The sequence below is a fragment of the Neorhizobium galegae genome (assembly GCF_017877055.1).
Taxonomy (GTDB): domain Bacteria; phylum Pseudomonadota; class Alphaproteobacteria; order Rhizobiales; family Rhizobiaceae; genus Neorhizobium; species Neorhizobium galegae_D.
The window spans coordinates 1059389-1077739 of sequence record NZ_JAGIPG010000001.1; the positions used below are offsets into that span (position 1 = coordinate 1059389).

17 protein-coding genes are annotated in these 18351 nt (G+C 64.2%); 4 read left to right on the plus strand and 13 right to left on the minus strand.

Going from position 1 to position 18351, the window contains the following annotated elements:
• Positions 1-16 precede the first annotated feature (16 nt).
• The 3 genes from J2857_RS04885 to J2857_RS04895 are packed head-to-tail and all read right to left on the minus strand — an operon-like array spanning position 17 to position 1943.
• Positions 17-1087 carry a DNA/RNA non-specific endonuclease gene (locus J2857_RS04885; protein ID WP_210008888.1) on the minus strand — a complete coding sequence of 357 codons (1071 nt, stop codon included), beginning with the start codon at positions 1085-1087 and terminating at the stop codon, positions 17-19.
• 49 nt (positions 1088-1136) lie between these two features.
• Positions 1137-1538, minus strand: coding sequence for a hypothetical protein (locus J2857_RS04890; RefSeq protein WP_210008889.1), 402 nt, complete (start codon positions 1536-1538; stop codon positions 1137-1139).
• Positions 1539-1541: 3 nt separating this feature from the next.
• On the minus strand, positions 1542-1943 hold the full coding sequence (locus J2857_RS04895; RefSeq protein ID WP_210008890.1) for a hypothetical protein: 402 nt from the start codon (positions 1941-1943) through the stop codon (positions 1542-1544).
• 358 nt (positions 1944-2301) lie between these two features.
• On the opposite strand from J2857_RS04895, the gene leuA reads away from it, so the two are divergent.
• Positions 2302-4023, plus strand: a complete 1722-nt coding sequence (gene leuA / locus J2857_RS04900; protein WP_210008891.1) for a 2-isopropylmalate synthase — start codon at positions 2302-2304, stop codon at positions 4021-4023.
• A 257-nt stretch (positions 4024-4280) separates the two neighbouring features.
• Here leuA and J2857_RS04905 read toward each other — a convergent pair whose 3' ends face one another.
• From J2857_RS04905 to J2857_RS04915, 3 genes are all read right to left on the minus strand, one after another.
• The gene (locus J2857_RS04905; protein WP_210008892.1) at positions 4281-5126 is read right to left on the minus strand and encodes an anti-sigma factor family protein; all 846 of its coding nucleotides are present in this window, start codon (positions 5124-5126) and stop codon (positions 4281-4283) included.
• Positions 5127-5128: 2 nt separating this feature from the next.
• Positions 5129-5614 carry an RNA polymerase sigma factor gene (locus J2857_RS04910; RefSeq protein ID WP_210008893.1) on the minus strand — a complete coding sequence of 162 codons (486 nt, stop codon included), beginning with the start codon at positions 5612-5614 and terminating at the stop codon, positions 5129-5131.
• Positions 5615-5712: 98 nt separating this feature from the next.
• The gene (locus J2857_RS04915) at positions 5713-6666 is read right to left on the minus strand and encodes a metallophosphoesterase family protein (protein ID WP_210008894.1); all 954 of its coding nucleotides are present in this window, start codon (positions 6664-6666) and stop codon (positions 5713-5715) included.
• Between the two features lie 65 nt (positions 6667-6731).
• Between J2857_RS04915 and J2857_RS04920 the strand changes: the two genes are divergently transcribed.
• Positions 6732-7220: an NUDIX domain-containing protein gene (locus J2857_RS04920; RefSeq protein ID WP_210008895.1), complete on the plus strand. Its 489-nt coding sequence runs from the start codon at positions 6732-6734 to the stop codon at positions 7218-7220.
• Between the two features lie 17 nt (positions 7221-7237).
• Here the strand turns inward: J2857_RS04920 and J2857_RS04925 are convergent, their stop codons facing one another.
• On the minus strand, positions 7238-8227 hold the full coding sequence (locus J2857_RS04925) for a glutathione S-transferase family protein (protein WP_210008896.1): 990 nt from the start codon (positions 8225-8227) through the stop codon (positions 7238-7240).
• 257 nt (positions 8228-8484) lie between these two features.
• Here J2857_RS04925 and J2857_RS04930 point away from each other — a divergent pair, with 257 nt between their 5' ends.
• On the plus strand, positions 8485-9003 hold the full coding sequence (locus tag J2857_RS04930; RefSeq protein ID WP_210008897.1) for a GNAT family N-acetyltransferase: 519 nt from the start codon (positions 8485-8487) through the stop codon (positions 9001-9003).
• Positions 9004-9080: 77 nt separating this feature from the next.
• Entirely contained in the window at positions 9081-10394 is a 1314-nt protein-coding gene (locus J2857_RS04935) for an MFS transporter (RefSeq protein WP_210008898.1), read from the plus strand.
• 7 nt (positions 10395-10401) lie between these two features.
• Here the strand turns inward: J2857_RS04935 and J2857_RS04940 are convergent, their stop codons facing one another.
• From J2857_RS04940 to J2857_RS04965, 6 genes are read right to left on the minus strand one after another with little or no spacing between them, the layout of a single operon-like run.
• Positions 10402-10821, minus strand: coding sequence for a GNAT family N-acetyltransferase (locus J2857_RS04940; protein WP_210008899.1), 420 nt, complete (start codon positions 10819-10821; stop codon positions 10402-10404).
• A gap of 41 nt (positions 10822-10862) precedes the next feature.
• On the minus strand, positions 10863-11279 hold the full coding sequence (locus tag J2857_RS04945; RefSeq protein WP_210008900.1) for a GNAT family N-acetyltransferase: 417 nt from the start codon (positions 11277-11279) through the stop codon (positions 10863-10865).
• Between the two features lie 4 nt (positions 11280-11283).
• The gene (locus tag J2857_RS04950; RefSeq protein ID WP_210008901.1) at positions 11284-13350 is read right to left on the minus strand and encodes a hypothetical protein; all 2067 of its coding nucleotides are present in this window, start codon (positions 13348-13350) and stop codon (positions 11284-11286) included.
• Positions 13351-13362: 12 nt separating this feature from the next.
• Positions 13363-16209 carry a DUF4159 domain-containing protein gene (locus J2857_RS04955; RefSeq protein WP_210008902.1) on the minus strand — a complete coding sequence of 949 codons (2847 nt, stop codon included), beginning with the start codon at positions 16207-16209 and terminating at the stop codon, positions 13363-13365.
• On the minus strand, positions 16206-17129 hold the full coding sequence (locus J2857_RS04960; RefSeq protein ID WP_210008903.1) for a DUF58 domain-containing protein: 924 nt from the start codon (positions 17127-17129) through the stop codon (positions 16206-16208). Before J2857_RS04960 ends, J2857_RS04955 begins: the two co-directional genes overlap by 4 nt.
• A 25-nt stretch (positions 17130-17154) precedes the next feature.
• Positions 17155-18168 carry an AAA family ATPase gene (locus J2857_RS04965; RefSeq protein WP_210008904.1) on the minus strand — a complete coding sequence of 338 codons (1014 nt, stop codon included), beginning with the start codon at positions 18166-18168 and terminating at the stop codon, positions 17155-17157.
• Positions 18169-18351: the final 183 nt, after the last annotated feature.

Consider the following 18351-nt stretch of genomic DNA (forward strand, 5'->3'; position numbering starts at 1 on the left):
GATGGGGCGGCCGAGTTCACCACGTCCAGAAGGGCGATACCTGCCTTTCTAGAATGGTTTGCCGGCGGGCGGAGAGGGCGGCCAGAAAATCGAACCCGGTGTCTTCCTCGATCGCGTCGATGGTCGTGCGGAATTCCTCTGCCGCATAGGAGGTCTTGCACCGCGCCTCGTTCCTGAAGCGGAAAGCCATGGCCCGTTGTTCCTCCACCGCATAGACGATCTTGAAGAATGCCGTCGGGATCGCGACCGAGCCTGTCGAGGCAGCGGATGCCTCTGCCGGTTTCACGTCAGCGGTCGGGGATGCGGGAGAGGCTGTCTGTCCGGTAGTCGGAGATTGAGGGGGGATGGCTGCGGGTGCAGTCGGCGGCGGGTTGGCCACCTTAGCCGCTTTGGCCCGACGTTCGGCCTTGACGTCGTCTACGGTCTTCAACGGGCCTGAGAAGATCGGGCCCGTGAACACGATGAGACGGGGCCGGGTCGGCAAGAGGTTGCGGATCGCCGTTTCCAGCTCGCGCCAGATACCCTGGTTGAAGCAGGCACCGACCTGCGGCCCCATGTTGGAGAGGACGAAGGTCTCGTCCATCAGATCCTGCCTTGCGGAAAAATCTCCCGCCGGCGCCTGATGCCCGCGATCGTAGCCGCTGTGCTTGTAATGGGACAGCAGCGCGGAATAGCCTTCGGGCAGGGTCTTGTCGACGAAGAAGTCATCGCTGCGTTCTGCGCCGCTGCCGACCTCCTCGGGGATGATATCCTCGGCAACCCAATCCGGCACTTTGGTGACGCCATTGAACCGCAATGCGAAGCCGCCGAGATGACAGCGATAGAGGAACGGCGGATTGGGAACCGGTGGCAGGCTGCCGTTCTGGAACGTGTATTCGTGTTCGTCGGCCCCGTCCGTGCCGGACGGCATCCCGACAGGATCGAATATCGAAGCGCAGCCCTGAAGGTCCGCCGGCAGCGCTTCGCCCGCCTGCGCATTGCCAGCGGAGGCGATGAGCATGCTTGAAGGGACGGCAAGCATGCCTGCCGAGGCGGCAAGCCGGATCGCGGCCATCAACCCGTTTGAAATGCCGAATATACTGCGCATAAGGCTCTCCCATCGCTCGTCAGCCGGTGGTTCTCGTGGTCTGGGTCTCTCAGGGGCCAGCCGGCGGCTGGGGCTGTGCAGGAGCCGCGGGCGGTGCCGGCGGCGGCTTCTGGCCGCTGATCACCTTTCCCAGCACATAGGTCCCGCTGCTGATGCCGATCAGCGCAAGCGTTCCGTCGGGGATTTCGATGAGCGTTCCCGTTTCCAGAGACAGCACGAGATAGAGCCCCGCGACGACGAATGTGAAGACAAGCATCTGGAACCGGCTGAGGCTTGCTTTCGGCACCTCGTCCGGCGCGGCGCCGGCCTGCGGTGATTCGCTGAGGAGGTGGTTGAGGTTGATGTCGTTTTTCCAGATCGCCCTGATGACGGCTGCGGCCAGTGCCAGGATGATGATGCTGACGACGATGGCGACGAGGCGCGAAATGAATTGCGGATCGAATATGGACATGGGTCACTTCCTTGGCCGGAATATCTTGCCGAAAATGTAGAGAAAATTGCTGCCCCCGAGGGCCATCACCGCTTCCTGCGGGACAGGCGGAAGCGTTCCGCCGGTCCCGATTGACTTCAACCCATAGGAGAAATAGGCAAAAGCGCCGGCGATCGTCCCGATCAGCATGACGACGCGCTCCGGATCGTTCGGTTGATCCTTGCCATTTGCCAGCATCCCACTCATGCTGATACTGCCATCCAACAGTTTTATAAGTGTGACAAAGGCGAAAGCCGCCAGCAGCGCGACCAACGCGATGGTCGCGACAAAGGAAAGGTCAGCCATGGAATATTCCCCCATAGGTTGATTAACCTTAATATCGACCGATCGCCTGTCAAGGGGAATTCCTGATTCAAATTCGCCCATTTGGTGTGGTGTGCGGATTTTCCATAGCCGGCGAGAGTGGGCTTGCCGTCGCCGGATCCATTGGTTATAAGCGCAACATGACCATGACAGGCGCAATCATGTCCGACCGTTCGTCTACCCGCCGCATCGCGGCCGGGACGATGGTATTTGCGCTTTCCTCGCTTCTTAGCCTCGACCTTACGCGCGGTTGCCGGGTCCGTTGAGGAGCGCCCGGCGGCCGAAAGCCCGCCCGGCATAAGAGCTCCTCTCACGAACATTCAAGACCAGGCCACAAAAGACCCCTAAAGGTCCGCATCGCCTAATGGCAGTTCCCCTGACGGATGCCGAGCGACGCGTGAAGCGAGAAGAGACGACGACAATGGACGCCAAGACTCATTCCCCGAAATCCGGCCACAAATCCGGGATGCCCGACGCGGCAGTGAAATACCGCGCCTACCCGACAATCAACATTCCGGACCGCACCTGGCCATCGAAAATCATCGACAAGGCGCCGATCTGGTGTTCGGTCGACCTGCGCGACGGCAACCAATCGCTGGTCAACCCGATGGGCCATGACCGCAAGGCCCGCATGTTCCGCATGCTGCTCGACATGGGTTTCAAGGAAATCGAGATCGGTTTCCCGTCTGCCTCGCAGACCGATTTCGACTTCGCCCGCTGGTGCGTCGAAGAGGGCGGCGTGCCGGAAGACGTGTCCATGCAGGTGCTTGTCCAGTGCCGGCCGGAACTGATTACCCGCACCTTCGAATCGCTGGAAGGCGCCCACAAGCCGATCATCCACTTCTACAACTCGACCTCCGAATTGCAGCGCCGCGTGGTGTTCGCCAAGGATGTTGCGGGCATCAAGCAGATCGCCGTCGATGCGGCGAAGATGATCACCGACATGGCGGCGAAGGCCGGCGGCGGGTTTCGTTTCCAGTATTCGCCGGAGAGCTTTACCGGCACCGAGCTGGAAGTGGCGCTGGAAATCTGCAATGCGGTCACCGAGGTGATCAGGCCGACCGCCGAGGACAAGCTGATCCTCAACCTGCCCTCGACGGTCGAGATGGCGACCCCGAACGTCTATGCCGACCAGATCGAATGGATGTGCCGCAATCTCGACAACCGCGAAAACATCATCATCTCGCTGCATCCCCATAACGATCGCGGCACCGGCATCGCCGCCACCGAACTCGGCCTGATGGCGGGCGCGGACCGTGTCGAGGGCACGCTGTTCGGCAATGGCGAGCGCACCGGCAATGTCGACGTGGTGACGTTGGCCTTGAACATGTACACGCAGGGCGTCGATCCAGAACTGGATTGCTCCGATATCGAGCGGATCAAGGCGGTCTACGAATATTCCAACCAGATGGTCATTCCGGAACGCCACCCTTATGTCGGCGAACTGGTCTATACGGCTTTTTCCGGCTCGCACCAGGATGCGATCAACAAGGGCATGAAGGCGATCAAGGTCGCTAATCATCCGGTCTGGGAAGTGCCCTACCTGCCGATCGATCCGCGCGACGTCGGCCGTTCCTACGAGGCGATCATCCGCATCAACTCGCAGTCGGGCAAGGGCGGCATCGCCTATATCCTGGCGGAGGATTACGGCCTGAACCTGCCGCGCAACCTGCAGGTCGAGTTCCGCGAGGAGATCCAGCGGATTACCGACGAAGAGGGCGTGGAGCTTCCGTCGAAGCGCATCTACGAGCAGTTCATCCGCCAATATGTGGACCAGCCGGATGCACGGCTGAAATTCGTCGACCACCACACCTACCCGGCCGGCACCGACCACAAGGGCATCCGAGTCGTTGCCGCGGAGATTACCGATGGCGGCGAGGTGAAGCGGATCGAGGGCAAGGGCACCGGGCCGATCGACGGCTTCATCAACGCGCTCTCGACCTATCTCGGCATCGAGCTCTCGGTCGCCGACTATTCCGAACATTCGCTGCAGCACGGTTCGAACGCGTCCGCCATCGCCTATGTGGAGATGGAGCACCCGAACGGAAAACTCTTCGGCGCCGGCATCAACAAGAACATCGTCGCGGCATCGCTCGAAGCGATTGTCTCGGCGGCGAATAGAGTGCTGAAGGCGCGGGGGTAATCGAGGAGCCTCGTTGCCGCATATGAGGGGAAAGAAGCCGCCTGGATCTTCGGGCGGTTTTTTGATTCATGTGCGGTAGCGTTTACTTGCTCGAGGTCGCGCTGGCGAAGGCAAGAGCAACCGCGAAGACGGCAAAGGCGCCTACGATAAAGCTGACGACGACGATGGTTTCGGTTGGCATGGTAGACCTCCAATGGTTTGGATGGAGGCTATGCCGGACCATGGATCGGGTGTTTGAGCTAGGTCAACCTGCGGCGTCAGATCAACCCCGCCGCCTTGGCCGCGATGTCGTCCAGGTCGGCCGCCGAGGAGGGGCCGATGATCATGTAGGTGGCAAGCGGCGTGACCCAGGAGACGAGGCCGGTGTCGTTGCGGATTTCCTCGATCGAGCGGTTGCCGTCCGGCCGGATCTTGGTGAAGGAGATGGCGATCACATCGCCGTCTCCATCGCCGTCGGCGCGCCGGTAGAGAAGCTGGCCGACCGGCCCGCCGCCGGCGGCAAACAGGCGGGCGCCCTGGAAGGTCAGGCCGCTGTCGCTGAGATCGGGGATCCGAAAACCGACACCGGTATTGGTGGTCAGCCATTCGAGGATATCGGCGGGCCTTTCGGCCGGGATTTCAGCGAGGTGATTGGTCTGGCGCGCATAGAGGCGGTAATGGGCGATGATATCGTCCAGCCAGTCGCGGCTGCTGGCGCCGGGCATGGAAATCATCGAGAACTGCGGCACCGCGGGGTTGCCGCCGATCATATAGCCGATACCGCCGCCGAGCACGAAAAACAGCGCGCAGGCCGTGATCGCCTGCAGGCCGGGCGGCTTGAAGGAAAGCATCGGGCGCGGCCCCTGCGGCAGGCGTACGGCCCGGCGCGGCAACGGCGCATTCTTGATGGTACGCACCAGATCGAGCGGCACCGGCTCCTTCAGCATGTCGTCAAACGCGCGCCGTCCGAGATCGGCGCCGCGCTTCAGCGCGTCGTGCAGGGACCGGGCCTGCGGGTCGTTGACCAGCAGTTCCTCGACGTCATGCCTGTCGTCGTCGCTGGTCCGGCCATCAATATAGGCGGAAAGCCGCAGTTCGAGCGGCGAGGGTTGCGGGATGTTCATCCTCATGCTCTCCGCTCGCTCGTTTCGGCGGCGGCCGCAGCCAGGCTGAGACGTGCGGTGCAAAGGCGGGCAGCAAAGAGATCCGGCTGGATGCCGAGGATGGCGGCCGCCTCCGCATAGGCGAAACCTTCCACATCGGCGAGCAGGAAAACGCTCGCCAGCCCGTCCGGCAGACAAGCGAGGGTGTCCTTCTTCGACGGACCGGAACTTCCGGACGTGGCAGCGTCGCCGGCGGCATTTCCCTCAGCGCGACGGCGCTTCTTGGCTTCGTCTACGAATGTGCTGCGGATCATGCTGAAAAGCCAGCTTTCCAGCCGGCCTTCGCCCTTCCAGTGATGGCTTTTCTGGATCGCCCGGCCGGCCGCTTCACGCACCAGATCATCGGCCTCGGCCGCACTTCCCGTCAGCGTCAGCGCAAATCGGCGCAGGCGCGGCAGGAGTGCTACGAGATCGCGCCGGATGTCGGTCGATGGGCTCGGTTGGGTCATGGATAGGGGCGATTTACCTATGATATACTGCAATAACTAGAACGAGCTATTAGTTATGACGAGATTGTGGCGATTCCGCAACAATCGCGGCATTGTTTCTACAACATTCTCGCCACTTGCGGAATCGACATCGTCGCCGGCTCGTGGCCGTAGAGAAGCCGGCTGTTGTCGAGCGCGACGCCGTCGCCCCGTTCGGTGAGGCTGTAACGCTCGCAGAGCAGGTTCCAGGCACCGGCCTCGCCGGACAGCGTGAAGAGATTGTAGGCGGCGCGCGGCTTGTGGCCGCCAGGCCCCTGCGAGGCCGATGCGATGCCGACCACCGGCACATTGCCGCTATGGCTGCGCAGCCAATACAACGTGTTGAGGTGGGTATGGCCATGCAGCACGAGCTCGGCGCCGCCGGTGGAGATCGCCGCTGCGAAGCGCCGGATGCCGAGCATGCGCTTATGCGAAGAGGCCGCACCCCGGATCGGCGGATGGTGGATCAGCACCACCCGGAAAAGGCCTTCGTCGCCTGCCTGCTTCAACAGGTTGACGGTTTCGCGCGCCTGCCGCGAGCCGTAATAACCCGACGCCGAAAAGGGCAGGGTGGCATTGGAGGTCGAGCAGCCGATAATGGCGAGCGGGCCGCGCCGGCGCATCGTGGGGAAGATATGATCCTCCTCCGGCCATTCCGCCGGATCGTCGTCGCTCTTGATGAAGGGATACCATTCGTTGACCGACTTGTCGTGGGCGCCCGGCACATAGGCGTCGTGGTTGCCGGGCACCACCGTCGTGTCATAGGGCTCGCCGATGGTGCGCAGCCACTCGCCGGCAAGCCGCGTCTCGATCTTGGTCGCCAGGTTGACGAGATCGCCGGTGATGACCAGCTGATCCGGTTCGCGCGTCTTCAAATCGCTCAAAAGCAGGTCGAGCGTATTAACGAAAAGGTGCTTGCGCCGATTGCGGTGCCAGTTCACAAACCCGGTGATCCGCTTCGAGAACAGCTCGCGAAGCGTCAGTTTTGGAAGCGGCCCCAGATGGATGTCGGAGATATGCGCGAATTTGAACATGGCGCACACATAACGCATGAGGGCGGAAATCGTTATCGATTTTCTGGGCGCTCCCGGAGTTATGAATGAACGGCCACGGGGTGCCGGAAATCCGCGGCTTGCGCAGCCGGATCGTCGTCTGGCTGCTCCATCGCATCTTCATGATGACGCGCGGGATGACGCTCGGGGTGCGCGCCGCCTGTTTCGACGGACAAGGCCGTATCTTTCTGGTCCGCCATACCTACGTGCCCGGCTGGTACATGCCGGGCGGCGGCGTCGAGCGCGGGGAGACGGCGATCGAGGCGCTACGCAAGGAATTGCGCGAGGAAGGCAATCTGGAGATCCGTGGCGAGATCGCGCTTTTCCATGCCTACTACAACCGCAATGCCAGCAGGCGTGACCATGTCTTGCTCTACCGGGTCACCGTGGAGCAGACCGCACCGCGTTTGCCGGACCGGGAGATTGCCGAGAGCGGGTTCTTTGCGCTCGATGCGCTACCGAAGGATACAACCGCGGCGACGCTGCGGCGGTTGCGGGAGTTGAGCGGCGAGGTGGAGAGGGCGGATTACTGGTGAGAGGCGGATGCTTCAGATCACGCAGCCCGCTTCACCTTCTCCCGCCCATGCGGCGCATCCAGATCGACCACCGGGCCGACGGGGACGATGCCGGTCGGGTTGATGGTCTTGTGGCTCTCATAATAGTGGTGCTTGATGTGGAACAGATTGCAGGTCTCGGCGATGCCCGGTTGCTGATAGAGATCAGCAAGATAACCGGACAGGTTCGGGTAGTCCGCGATGCGGCGGATGTTGCACTTGAAGTGGCCGACATAAACGGGATCGAAGCGCAGAAGCGTGGTGAACAGGCGCCAGTCGGCTTCCGTCGTCGTGTCGCCGAACAGGTAGCGGCTGCCTGACAGGCGCTTTTCCAGCGTGTCGAGCGTTTCGAACAACCGGGTGACGGCGCCCTCATAGGCGTCCTGGGCGGTCGCGAAGCCTGCCTTGTAGACGCCGTTGTTGACCGTGTCGTAGACGATGGCGTTCAGGCCGTCGATCTCGCTGCGCAGCTCTGCCGGATAGAAATCCTCCGTCGAGCCCGTCAGGCCGTCGAAGGCGCCGTTGAACATGCGGATGATTTCCGAACTCTCGTTGGAGACGATCGTGTTCTCAAGCTTGTCCCACAGGACAGGCACGGTGACGCGGCCGGAATAGCTGGGATCGGCCCTCAGGTAGACCTGGTAGAGATAGTCCGAGCCGAACAGGTCGTCGCCGGTGGCGCCGTCGCGTTTTTTGAACTCCCAGCCGTTCTCCAGCATCAGGTAGTCGACGACCGAGACGGAGATCAGGTCCTCGAGCTTCTTCAGCTTGCGGAAGATCAGCGTGCGGTGCGCCCAAGGACAGGCATAGGAGACATAGAGATGGTAGCGGCCGGCCTCAGCCTTGAAGCCTTGCCTGCCTGAGGGACCGGCGGAACCGTCCGCAGTCACCCAGTTGCGGAACTGCGATTCGGCTCGCTTGAAATGGCCCTTGTTTTCCTTGGTGTCGTACCAGACGTCCTGCCATTTTCCTTCGACGAGCCTACCCATGGCGATCTCCTTCGTGTTCGTTGCCGCAATAGATACGGCAGCCCCACGGGATTGCGAGCCGGGATTTTATGAACGCTGTGTTTTTGCATTGGACGATCAGAAATTTTCCTGCTACTTCGCATTCCGAAATTTGGAGAAACCTTTTTCCATGACCGAAGTACGGGCACTGCGACGACGCTGATCATCGACCACGACGCTTACACGCGTCATCGAGATCCCTTGTCCTGTCCGCTCTCAATCTACGGCTTCGGTACTTCATGTCTCAGCACAAAGCCCTCTACAAGCACGAACTCGTCTATCTCACGGAAGATGCGTCCCATGATGAGGTCATCGAACTCATCAACGCCGAAGCCTTCGGCCCTGGCCGGCATACCCGCGCGGCCGCCCGCATCCGCGAGCAGGGGCCGCACGACCGCACCCTCTCCTTCGTCTGTGCCGACGACGGCGAAACGATCGCCTCGGTGCGGATGACGCCGGTCTATGCCGGTTCGGTGAAGGGCCACCTGCTCGGGCCGCTTGCGGTGCGGCCGTCGCACAAGAACCAGGGCATCGGCCGGGAACTGGTGCGGATCGCCATCGAAGCGGCGAGGCGCCAGGGTTCCGAGGCCGTCATCCTCGTCGGCGATCCGCCCTATTACGGCCCGCTCGGGTTCGAGAAGGTTGCCTATGGCGCGCTGGAATTCCCAGGTCCTGTCGATCCCGGCCGGGTCCTGGTCGTGCCGATCGCAGCCGACGTGCATGCGCGGCTCAAGGGCGTCATCGGCTGGCGCGAATAGGCCATTTCCTTTAAGCAGATGATGGATCGGTCGGCGAAAGCCGGCCGCACGATTCGTCGAGCCGAGGGACAGGGCGCATGACAGCAATCACCATGGACGAAGCGCTCGATCGCGCCGGAGCGGGAACCTACCAGCGGCGGCTGATGGGCGTGTTCGGCCTCGTCTGGACGGCCGATGCGATGCAGGTGCTGGCGGTCGGTTTCACTGCCGCCTCGATCGCAGCAAGTTTCGAGCTGACCGTACCGCAGGCGCTGCAGACCGGCACGGCCTTCTTCCTCGGCATGCTGCTCGGCGCGCTCGGTTTCGGCAGGCTCGCCGACCGGATTGGCCGGCGGCGGGTGCTGATCGTCACGGTTGCCTGCGACGCGGTGTTCGGTACGCTTTCCATCTTCGCGCCGGATTTCACCATCCTGCTTCTGCTGCGCTTCCTGACGGGCGCTGCTGTCGGTGGCACGCTGCCGGTCGACTATGCGATGATGGCGGAATTCCTGCCCGCCAGGAACCGCGGCCGCTGGCTGGTTCTGCTCGAGGGCTTCTGGGCGATCGGAACGCTGATCGTCGCGCTCGCCGCCTGGGCCGCAAGCCTTGCCGGCGTCGCGGATGCCTGGCGTTATATCTTCGCGGTCACTGCCATTCCGGCCATCGCCGGCATCGGCCTGCGTTTCCTGGTGCCGGAATCGCCGCTCTATCTGCTGCGCTCCGGCCGCAACGAGGAGGCCAAGGCGATTGTCGAGCGGATGCTCGCGGTCAATGGCCATCCGCCGCTCGGGGCGGGAACCAACCTCGTCTCGCCGCCGGCGATCAAGACGACCGGCATCTTTTCGGGCGAGTTGCGCCAGCGCAGCATCATGATTCTGGCGATCTGGTTCCTTGTCTCGGTCTCCTATTACGGCGTCTTTACCTGGATGCCGGCAAGGCTCGCCGGCGACGGCTTCGGTTTCGTGCGGGGTTACGGCTTTCTGGTCCTGGTCGCACTCGCCCAGCTTCCAGGGTATGCGCTTGCCGCCTATGGCGTGGAAAAATTGGGCCGCAAGCCGACGCTGATCGGCTTCTGCCTGCTCTCGGCGCTCGGCTGCCTGATGTTCGTCGTCGCACCGAGTGCCCTCCTGGTAGGGGCCGCGCTGCTGATCATGAGCTTCGCGCTGCTCGGCACCTGGGGTGCGCTTTACGCCTATACGCCGGAACTCTATCCGACCGCCTCGCGGGCGACCGGCATGGGTGCGGCGGGCGCCATGGCCCGTCTCGGCGGCCTGCTGGCGCCCTCGCTGGTCGGTTATGTCGTGGTTCAGGGTCTGGGCCTGACGATCGGTATTTTCGCCGGCCTGCTGGTGATCGCGGCGATTGCCGCCACGATGATCAATGCGGAGACACGCCAGGTTTCCCTGGCCTAAGCGCCGGTCAGAACCGCTTTTCCAGCCACGTCACCGAATGGCCTCCTTCGAGGCCCTTCAGCGTGCCGATCTCGGTGTAACCCTGCTTGAGATAGAGCTTGAGCGCTGCCGGGTTCATGGTGTCGATATAGGCGCCGATCGCGCCGCGAGCCTTGGCTTCGGCTTCCGCCATGTCAAGCATACGGGCGGCGAGGCCTTGGCCGCGCAACTCGTCCGGCACATAGAGCATCGAGATATAGAGCCAGCCGCGGCCGGTATAGCCGGTCAGTCCGCCGATCAGGTCGCCGTCCTCGCCATGCAGCGGCACCGCCAGTTCCCGACGGTTGCTGGGGCCGAAAGTGACAGCATTATGAGTCATCAGCCGTTCGAGGATGAAATCCTCCTCGTCAGCGTTCATGCCTTCGGTGAGTTTCAGGTCGATATCCATGCGACGATTCTTTGGCCCCGTTTTCGGAGCGAATGGATAGACTACAGAGCTTTCCTGAGGAAGGTGCGGGTTCGGCCCTTCGGAAATTCCGGCAGCTCGCCGAAGATCTCGTAGCCTTGGCGCATATAGGCCTTGCGGGCGACCGGGCTGAACGTGTCGATCCAGGCGCCGTGGCAGCCGCGGGCGCGGGCCTCTTCCTCGGCCTGGCTCAACAGCTTGCCGGCCATGCCTTCACCCCGCAATGTTTCCGGGATGAACAGCCACTGGGTGAAGAGCCAGCCCCAGGCCGTATAGCCGGAAAGCCCGCCGATCACCTTGTCGCCAGCGTCGCGGATCAGCACGGCGAGTGGCTTGCGCTCGGACGGGCCGACGTCGGCGTCGTTGAAGGCGGTCAGCCCTTCGCCGATCACGGCCAGTTCCTCGGGGGAGGGCGAGGCGGTCACGTCAAGCTGCGTCATGCCTTTAGCGACCCTCGCGCCACCACATCGCCGCGACCGCGAAGAGCAGGGCGGAGAGGCCGGCGAAACCGGCAAACATCGGCAGCGTGTTGATGCCGCGCAGCACCGTCTCGTCTGTCAGGCGGATGACCATGCGGTCGGGATCGTTGACGCGCACTTCGCCGCGCACCGGCAGGATGTCCGGCAGCGAGATGCCGTCTCCGGATGCGACGCGGGTGACGAGGCCGCGGGTCTTGTCGGCATAGGGTTTCAGCGTGGCTTCGGTCGAGATCATCGCCTTGAATTCCGGTGCATCTACGGTGCCGACATGCACCAGCGTCGAGAACTGGCCGTTGGTGACCTCGAACAGACCGGTCTCTTCCATGCGGCGTTCGAGCCGGTACTGGCCGGGGCCGGCTGCCGTCATCGGCACGGTCTCGGTACGGCCGGACGGGTATTTGATGGTGGCCGGGCCGGGATCGTCGCCGATCGTCTGGCGGGTCGCTTCGAGCGTACGGCCGACCGCGCGGGCGGTCAGCGCCTCTTCCTCAAGTTCCGGTTCCTTCATCAGCCAGTGGGCGATGCGGCGATAGAGCGACACATGCGGGCCGCCGCCTTCGAAACCGCGGGCCCAGAGCCAGCCCTGGTCGGACAGCAACATGGCGACGCGGCCTTCGCCCTGGCGGTTCAGCACGAGAAGCGGGCGGTCGCCGTCGCCTTCCATGACCGTCTGGCCCTGCGGCGTATCGACGTCGATGGTACGGAACCAGCGGCCCCAGGCGGGCGGATTGGCGTTGGAGCCGTCGAGCCCGCGGGTCACGGGGTGTTTTTCGCCCTCCGGCGAAAGATGCGGATAGAATCCAGCGCTATGCACTTCGCCGGTGGGGGCGGCCGGCAGGACCTGTTCGAGGGGGGTCGAGGCGATCGAATCCTCGCCGGCATGTTCGGGGCCGGCGGCGATCAGCAGCGCGCCGCCATTGTTCACGTACTGGGCAATGTAATCGTAATAGAGGATCGGCAGCACGCCGCGGTGTTTGTAGCGGTCGAAGATGATCAGGTCGAAATCCTTGATCTTCTCGACGAACAGTTCACGCGTCGGGAAGGCGATCAGCGACAGTTCGTTGATCGGCGTGCCGTCCTGCTTTTCCGGCGGGCGCAGGATGGTGAAGTGGACAAGATCCACCGAGGCGTCGGACTTCAAGAGGTTGCGCCAGGCGCGCTCGCCGGCATGCGGCTCGCCGGAGACGAGCAGCACGCGCAGGTTCTGGCGGATGCCGTCGATGACGTGGACGGCGCGGTTGTTGGCGATGGTCACTTCGCCCGGAAGCTCGGCGACCGAAAACTCCATGACATTGTTGCCGCCGCGCGGCACGGTGAAGGAGAAGGGCGTCTCCTGGCCGGGCGTGGCGCGCAGCGTCGCGGTCTGCTGGCCGTTCATGCGCACGGTGACCTGCGCCGGCCCGCCGCCGGTGCGGCCGTCGTCGAAGACCCGCAGCGTCAGTTCCTGTTCCTCGCCGACGATGCCGAAGCGCGGGGCACGGACCACTTCGACGCGGCGGTCGAATTCGTCCGGCTTGCCGGTGATCAGGCCGTGGACGGGCGCGTTGAAGCCGAGGTCCTGGTTGATGCCGGGCAGGTCATGGATCTGGCCGTCCGTCAGGAAGACCGCACCGCCGATGCGGGCAGGGGGGACATCGGAAATCGCCGAGCGCAGGGCGGTGAAAAGCTTGGTGGACGGCGTGTCGGAATCGCCGTCGTCATCGACCTCGACGATGCGGGTCTCGATGCGCGGATAGCGGGAGAAGCGATCCTGGAGGCCGGCGAGCGCCTCGTCGGTCTGTTCCTTGCGCTGGGCGGTGTCCTGGCTCTGGGAGCGGTCGACGATGATCGGCACCACGGTCGAAAGCTGGTCGCGGTCCTCCTGCAGCAGCGTCGGGTTGGCGAGCGCCAGAAGCAGAGCCGCGAGCGCCAGCGTGCGCAAGGTGGCGCCGCGAATGCCGCGCCAGAAGGCAAGGCCTGCGAGGATCAGCGCGAAGACGCCGAGGGCGGCCAGGATCGGCCAGGAGAAGAAGGGGGCGAATTCGATGGTCATGTTCGGCTGTCCTTACTGGCCAAGCCGTTCGAGAAGCGCCGGGACATGAACCTGGTCGGCTTTGTAATTGCCGGTCAGCATGTACATCATGATGTTGACGCCGGAGCGATAGGCGTATTCGCGCTGCATCTCGTCCGGAGGGACGGTTGGCAGCACGGGCCCGCCCTGGCTGTCGACCGCCCAGGCGCCGGCAAAGTCGTTGCCGGTGATCAGCAGCGGGGTCACGCCGTCGCCGCTGGAGGAAAGCTGGGCGCCGGTATTCTTGGCTTCCTGCCGTGCCTCGACCCAGAGCGGGCTGCCCGTATAGCGGCCCGGGAAATTGGTGAGCAGGTAGAAGGAACGGGTCAGCACATGGTCGTTGGGGGTCGGTTCCAGCGGTGGAATGTCGATATTGGCAAGGATCGCCTGCAGCCGCTCGCCGTTCGGCGTTGTACCGCCTCCGTCGAGCGACGAATACTGGTCGCGGGTGTCGAAGAGTACCGTGCCACCGTTGCGCATATAGGCGTCGATGCGGGAGATCGCCGCCTGTGACGGCATCGGCGCGGTCGCGGAAATCGGCCAGTAGATGATCGGGTAGAAGGAAAGCTCGTCCTTGGTGATGTCGAGGCCAACCGGGGCGCCGGGTTCCAGCGTCGTGCGATAGGTGAGGAATTGGCTCAAGCCTTCCAACCCCTGTTCGGAAATCCGATCGACATCCTGTTCGCCGGTCGTGACATAGGCGAGGTGGGTGGTATCGAGCCGTTCCAGGATCTGTTCGTCGCCGGGTTTGGCGCCGGCCCCGGGCGCCATTTCCTGTGCCCGGGACTGGTCCGGCATAAAGACGAAGAGGCCGAAGGCGAGGGCGGCGATTGCCGCGGCCGTGGCAGCACCGCCCGGCCTGCGGCGCCCGCCGGGACCGCGGGAGAAGGCGCCGTTCATGAAGAGTACCACAAGGCTGTCGAGGATCAGGAGCGCGAAGGCGGCGGCAAACAGGGCGGGGCGGAGCGACACGGCTTCGCCGCCCGCAAGGCCTTCGCGACCGACCGGCCGGCCGGCCGTGGTCGGATCGAAACGGGAGATCACCGTCTTCGGCGCCAGCAGGTTGACGGCGGTAAAACCGTCTTCGGTACCGTAGAGGCCCGGCGGGTGGTCGAAGCTCGCGACCGGCACCCGGTTGGCGGCAATCGCGATCGGCCGCGCCGTGCCGGTCTCGGTGGTGAGGACGCCGTCGGCGGTTAGGAGGCGATAGGGGGCAAGCGTCGCGGTAGCACCCTCGGTTGCCCCTCCGGACGATGCGGCACCGCCGGCGCGGGCGAGCTGGACGAGGCGGCGGAGCATTTCGACGAAATTGCCCGATAGTGGCAGGTTCGACCAGGTTGCTTCGGCGCTGGTATGGAAGAGCACGATGCGGCCGGCCTCGACTTCCTTTTCGGTGACGAGGGGCGTTCCGTCGGCAAGGCTGGCCCAAGTGCGTTCGGCAAGATCCGGCGTCGGTTCGGCGAGAACCTGGCGGGTGACGGTGATGTCGGCGGCGCGCGGCATGCCGGCGAACGGTCCGAAGGTCGGGAAATCGGCGAGCGACTGCGGCTCCGACCAGGACATGGCGCCGCCGAGCGCGCGTTCGCCCTGGCGCAGGATGACCGGCACCAGCGGATCATCGGCGGGGGCAGCGGCAAGCCGCGGGCCGGCGAAGCGGATCAGCGTGCCGCCCTGGGCGATCCATCGCTGCAGCGGTGCATAGGTTTCGGAGGGCAGGCGGCCGACATCGGCGAGGATGATCGCGGACGGATTGCCCTGCAGGATCTGCGGGATGGCGACTGCAAGATCGGCGGTGTTCGGCTGGATGACGTCCGCATAGGGCAGGAGCGCACGGCTGATGTAATAGAGCGGCTGCAGGAGCGGCTGGAAATCGCTGCCGCTTTCGCCGGCGAGAAGCGCGATGCGGCGGCGCTTGAAGCCATCGTCGAGCAGGTGCGCGGCGCCGGCCGTGGCCAGCCCATCGATGCTCAGCCGCGCGAAGTCGTTGCGCAGTTCGAAGGGAGAGGCGATCTCAGCGGTGGCGGTTCCGGAGCCTGCGGCAAACTGCAGCGTGCCGGAGGCGAGCGCGCGCCCCTGCGCATCGAGCGCGTTGACGTTCATCTGCTGCGCCGATGCGGTCGAAAGACGGGTCGCCGTCACCGACATGGCGGCGGCGTTGTTCACCGCGTCCGTCAGCGCGACCGCGCTGTGGCCGTCGCCTTCGATCAGCCGCATCTCGGCGGGCGAAAGCGCGGCAAGCGCCGACATGGCCTCGTTGTCGCCGGCGGCCGCCATGCCGTCGGAGAGGATGGCGAGCGTGCCGGGAGGGGTGCCGTTCATGGCCTCCCGGACCGCTTGGGCGGCACGGGCACGATCGGGAACCAGCGGCTTGGGATTGGCGGCCGTCAGCTTGTCGCGGGCTGCCGCCGCAGTGCCGGGCACGGCCTCATGGCTGGCATCGGCGGTAAAGGTGATCGACACCGGCACGTCGGCGCTTTCGGCATCGTCGATCAGCAGGTTGGCGGTCTGGACGCGGCGTTCCCAATCGGCGGCGGTCGCCCAGCCATTGTCGACGACGAGCACCAGCGGTCCGCCGGAATTCAAGGAGTTGGCGCGGGGGTTCATCACCGGATCGGCGATCGCCAGGATCACCGCGGCGGCAAGCAGCATGCGCAGCAGCGTCAGCCACCAAGGGCTTTTCGACGGCGTTTCCTCGCGTTTCAGCACGGTCGCGAGGATCCGGAGCGGCGGAAATACTTCGGCCTTGGGGCGCGGCGGGGTGAGCCGCAGCAGCCACCAGATCACCGGCAGCGCGATCAGGCCGAAGAGAATGGCGGGATTGGCGAAAATCAGCGCGCTCATGACCGATCTCCGACCGGTTTCGGTGCCGGCAAACCGGACAGATAGCCATGCACGGCGACTAGCGCCTCGGAGGCAAGGTGATCGGTGCGGTGGAAGACGAAACTCCAGCCGAGACGGCGCAGCGATTCACCCAGCGCATCGCGGCGGGCGAAATAGGCGCGCTGGTAATCCTCTCGGATCATCTCGGCGCGGCCGGAAACGAGCTTTTCGCCGGTCTCGGGATCGGTGAACTCGGTACGGCCGGTATAGGGGAAGGTCTCCTCTGCCGGATCGGCGATCTCGACCACATGGCCGCGCAGGCCGCGGCGGCCGAGCGGGGCGATGCGCTCCATCACCCGGTCGGCATCGTCGAGGAAGTCGCCGATCAGCACGATGTCGCTATGGCCGCGGATCATCGCGGTGTCCGGCAGGCCGGTCGTCAGCGGTGCGTGCATGATCGAGGCAGCCAGCCGTTCGGCGGCGTTGCGGGCCGATACCGGCTCCATGATGCCAGGGCAGCCGATGCGCTCGCCGGAGCGGGCGAGGATCTCAGCGAGCGCCAGCATCAGCACCAGCGCGCGGCTTTCCTTGGAGGCGATCGCGAGTGTCGACTTGTACATCATCGACGGCGACATGTCGGCCCAGAGCCAGACGGTGTGGGCTGCTTCCCATTCGCGTTCGCGCACATAGGTATGGTCGTCGCGGGCGGAACGGCGCCAGTCGATGCGCGACAGGCTTTCACCTTCGGCATAAGGCCGGAACTGCCAGAAATTCTCGCCGATGCCGCGTTTGCGGCGGCCGTGCCATCCGGCGATCACCGTGTTGGCGATGCGCTTGGCTTCCACCATGCAGTCCGGCACTAGCGTCGCGCGGGCCTGGGCTCGGGAGAGGAGTTCGCTACTCGGTGTCTGCTCTACGATCTGGCCAATGGTGGATGCCACGCATTATCCTTTCTAGCCGGCGGACTTAGCCGCGGGCCTGCTTCACCAGACCGGCGATGACGTCGCGGACCGACATGCCTTCGGCGCGCGCCGCAAACGTCAGCGCCATGCGGTGCTCCAGCACCGGTTCGGCAAGCGCATAGACATCGTCCAGCGATGGGGCCAGACGGCCTTCGTAGAGGGCGCGCGCACGGGCAGTCAGCATCAGCGACTGACCGGCTCGCGGGCCGGGACCCCAGGCGACGTGCTTGTCGGTATGGGCATTGCCGTGGCCCGGGCGGGCGGAGCGCACCAGCGAGAGGATCGCATCGACCACCTTGTCGCTGACCGGCATCTGGCGGATCAGCACCTGGATTTCCTGGAGGCGGGCAGCGTCGATGACGCCACGTGCCTTGGATTCCGAAAGGCCGGTGGTTTCGAGCAGGATCTGGCGCTCGGCGGCGAGTTCGGGATAAAGCACGTCGACCTGCAGCAGGAAGCGGTCGAGCTGCGCTTCCGGCAGCGGGTAGGTGCCTTCCTGCTCCAGCGGGTTCTGGGTCGCGAGCACGTGGAAGGGGGCGGGCAGATCGTAACGCTGGCCGGCAACCGTGATGTGGTATTCCTGCATGGACTGCAGCAGCGCCGACTGGGTCCGCGGCGAGGCGCGGTTGATTTCGTCGGCCATCAGGAGTTGGGCGAAGACCGGGCCCTTGATGAAGCGGAAGGAGCGGCGGCCGGCATCGTCCGTATCCATCACTTCCGAGCCGAGAATATCGGAGGGCATCAGGTCAGGGGTGAACTGGATGCGGTTGGCGCCGAGACCGAGCACGGTGCCGAGCGTGGTGACCAGCTTGGTCTTGGCAAGGCCGGGGACGCCGACCAGCAGCGCATGGCCACCGGAGAGAACCGCCAGCAGCGTGTTCTCGACCACCTTCTCCTGGCCGAAGATCACCTTGGCGATTTCGGTGCGAATGGCGGCGATGTCGGACAGGGCCATTTCGGCGGAGGCGATGATGGCTTTTTCATCGAGGACGCTATCGGTGGAATTCATCAGGCCCATGTCGCTCTCCATCATCCAGAACCGGCAGGCTTTCCAAGGCCGGGCTTATTCATATCCCGGCGGCGAATCGCTGCATCGCAGCATCCGCCCTATCCGATCAAACTTATTCCCCGAAACATGGCTGACAAGCACGTATTGAATGACTATCTCGTGAGGAACAATTGCCTTCGCCAATGCTTACGG

Bases quoted from the DNA above. Each gene is read 5' to 3' on its own strand.
- J2857_RS04935 (WP_210008898.1), top strand. From the start codon at position 9,081: ATGACAGCAATCACCATGGACGAAGCGCTCGATCGCGCCGGAGCGGGA.
- J2857_RS04950 (WP_210008901.1), bottom strand. From the start codon at position 13,350: ATGACCATCGAATTCGCCCCCTTCTTCTCCTGGCCGATCCTGGCCGCC.
- J2857_RS04955 (WP_210008902.1), bottom strand. From the start codon at position 16,209: ATGAGCGCGCTGATTTTCGCCAATCCCGCCATTCTCTTCGGCCTGATC.
- J2857_RS04910 (WP_210008893.1), bottom strand. From the start codon at position 5,614: ATGACCCAACCGAGCCCATCGACCGACATCCGGCGCGATCTCGTAGCA.
- J2857_RS04940 (WP_210008899.1), bottom strand. From the start codon at position 10,821: ATGGATATCGACCTGAAACTCACCGAAGGCATGAACGCTGACGAGGAG.
- J2857_RS04890 (WP_210008889.1), bottom strand. From the start codon at position 1,538: ATGTCCATATTCGATCCGCAATTCATTTCGCGCCTCGTCGCCATCGTC.
- J2857_RS04905 (WP_210008892.1), bottom strand. From the start codon at position 5,126: ATGAACATCCCGCAACCCTCGCCGCTCGAACTGCGGCTTTCCGCCTAT.
- J2857_RS04965 (WP_210008904.1), bottom strand. From the start codon at position 18,168: ATGGGCCTGATGAATTCCACCGATAGCGTCCTCGATGAAAAAGCCATC.
- J2857_RS04895 (WP_210008890.1), bottom strand. From the start codon at position 1,943: ATGGGCGAATTTGAATCAGGAATTCCCCTTGACAGGCGATCGGTCGAT.
- J2857_RS04945 (WP_210008900.1), bottom strand. From the start codon at position 11,279: ATGACGCAGCTTGACGTGACCGCCTCGCCCTCCCCCGAGGAACTGGCC.
- leuA (WP_210008891.1), top strand. From the start codon at position 2,302: ATGGACGCCAAGACTCATTCCCCGAAATCCGGCCACAAATCCGGGATG.
- J2857_RS04930 (WP_210008897.1), top strand. From the start codon at position 8,485: ATGTCTCAGCACAAAGCCCTCTACAAGCACGAACTCGTCTATCTCACG.
- J2857_RS04915 (WP_210008894.1), bottom strand. From the start codon at position 6,666: ATGTTCAAATTCGCGCATATCTCCGACATCCATCTGGGGCCGCTTCCA.
- J2857_RS04925 (WP_210008896.1), bottom strand. From the start codon at position 8,227: ATGGGTAGGCTCGTCGAAGGAAAATGGCAGGACGTCTGGTACGACACC.
- J2857_RS04885 (WP_210008888.1), bottom strand. From the start codon at position 1,087: ATGCGCAGTATATTCGGCATTTCAAACGGGTTGATGGCCGCGATCCGG.
- J2857_RS04920 (WP_210008895.1), top strand. From the start codon at position 6,732: ATGAACGGCCACGGGGTGCCGGAAATCCGCGGCTTGCGCAGCCGGATC.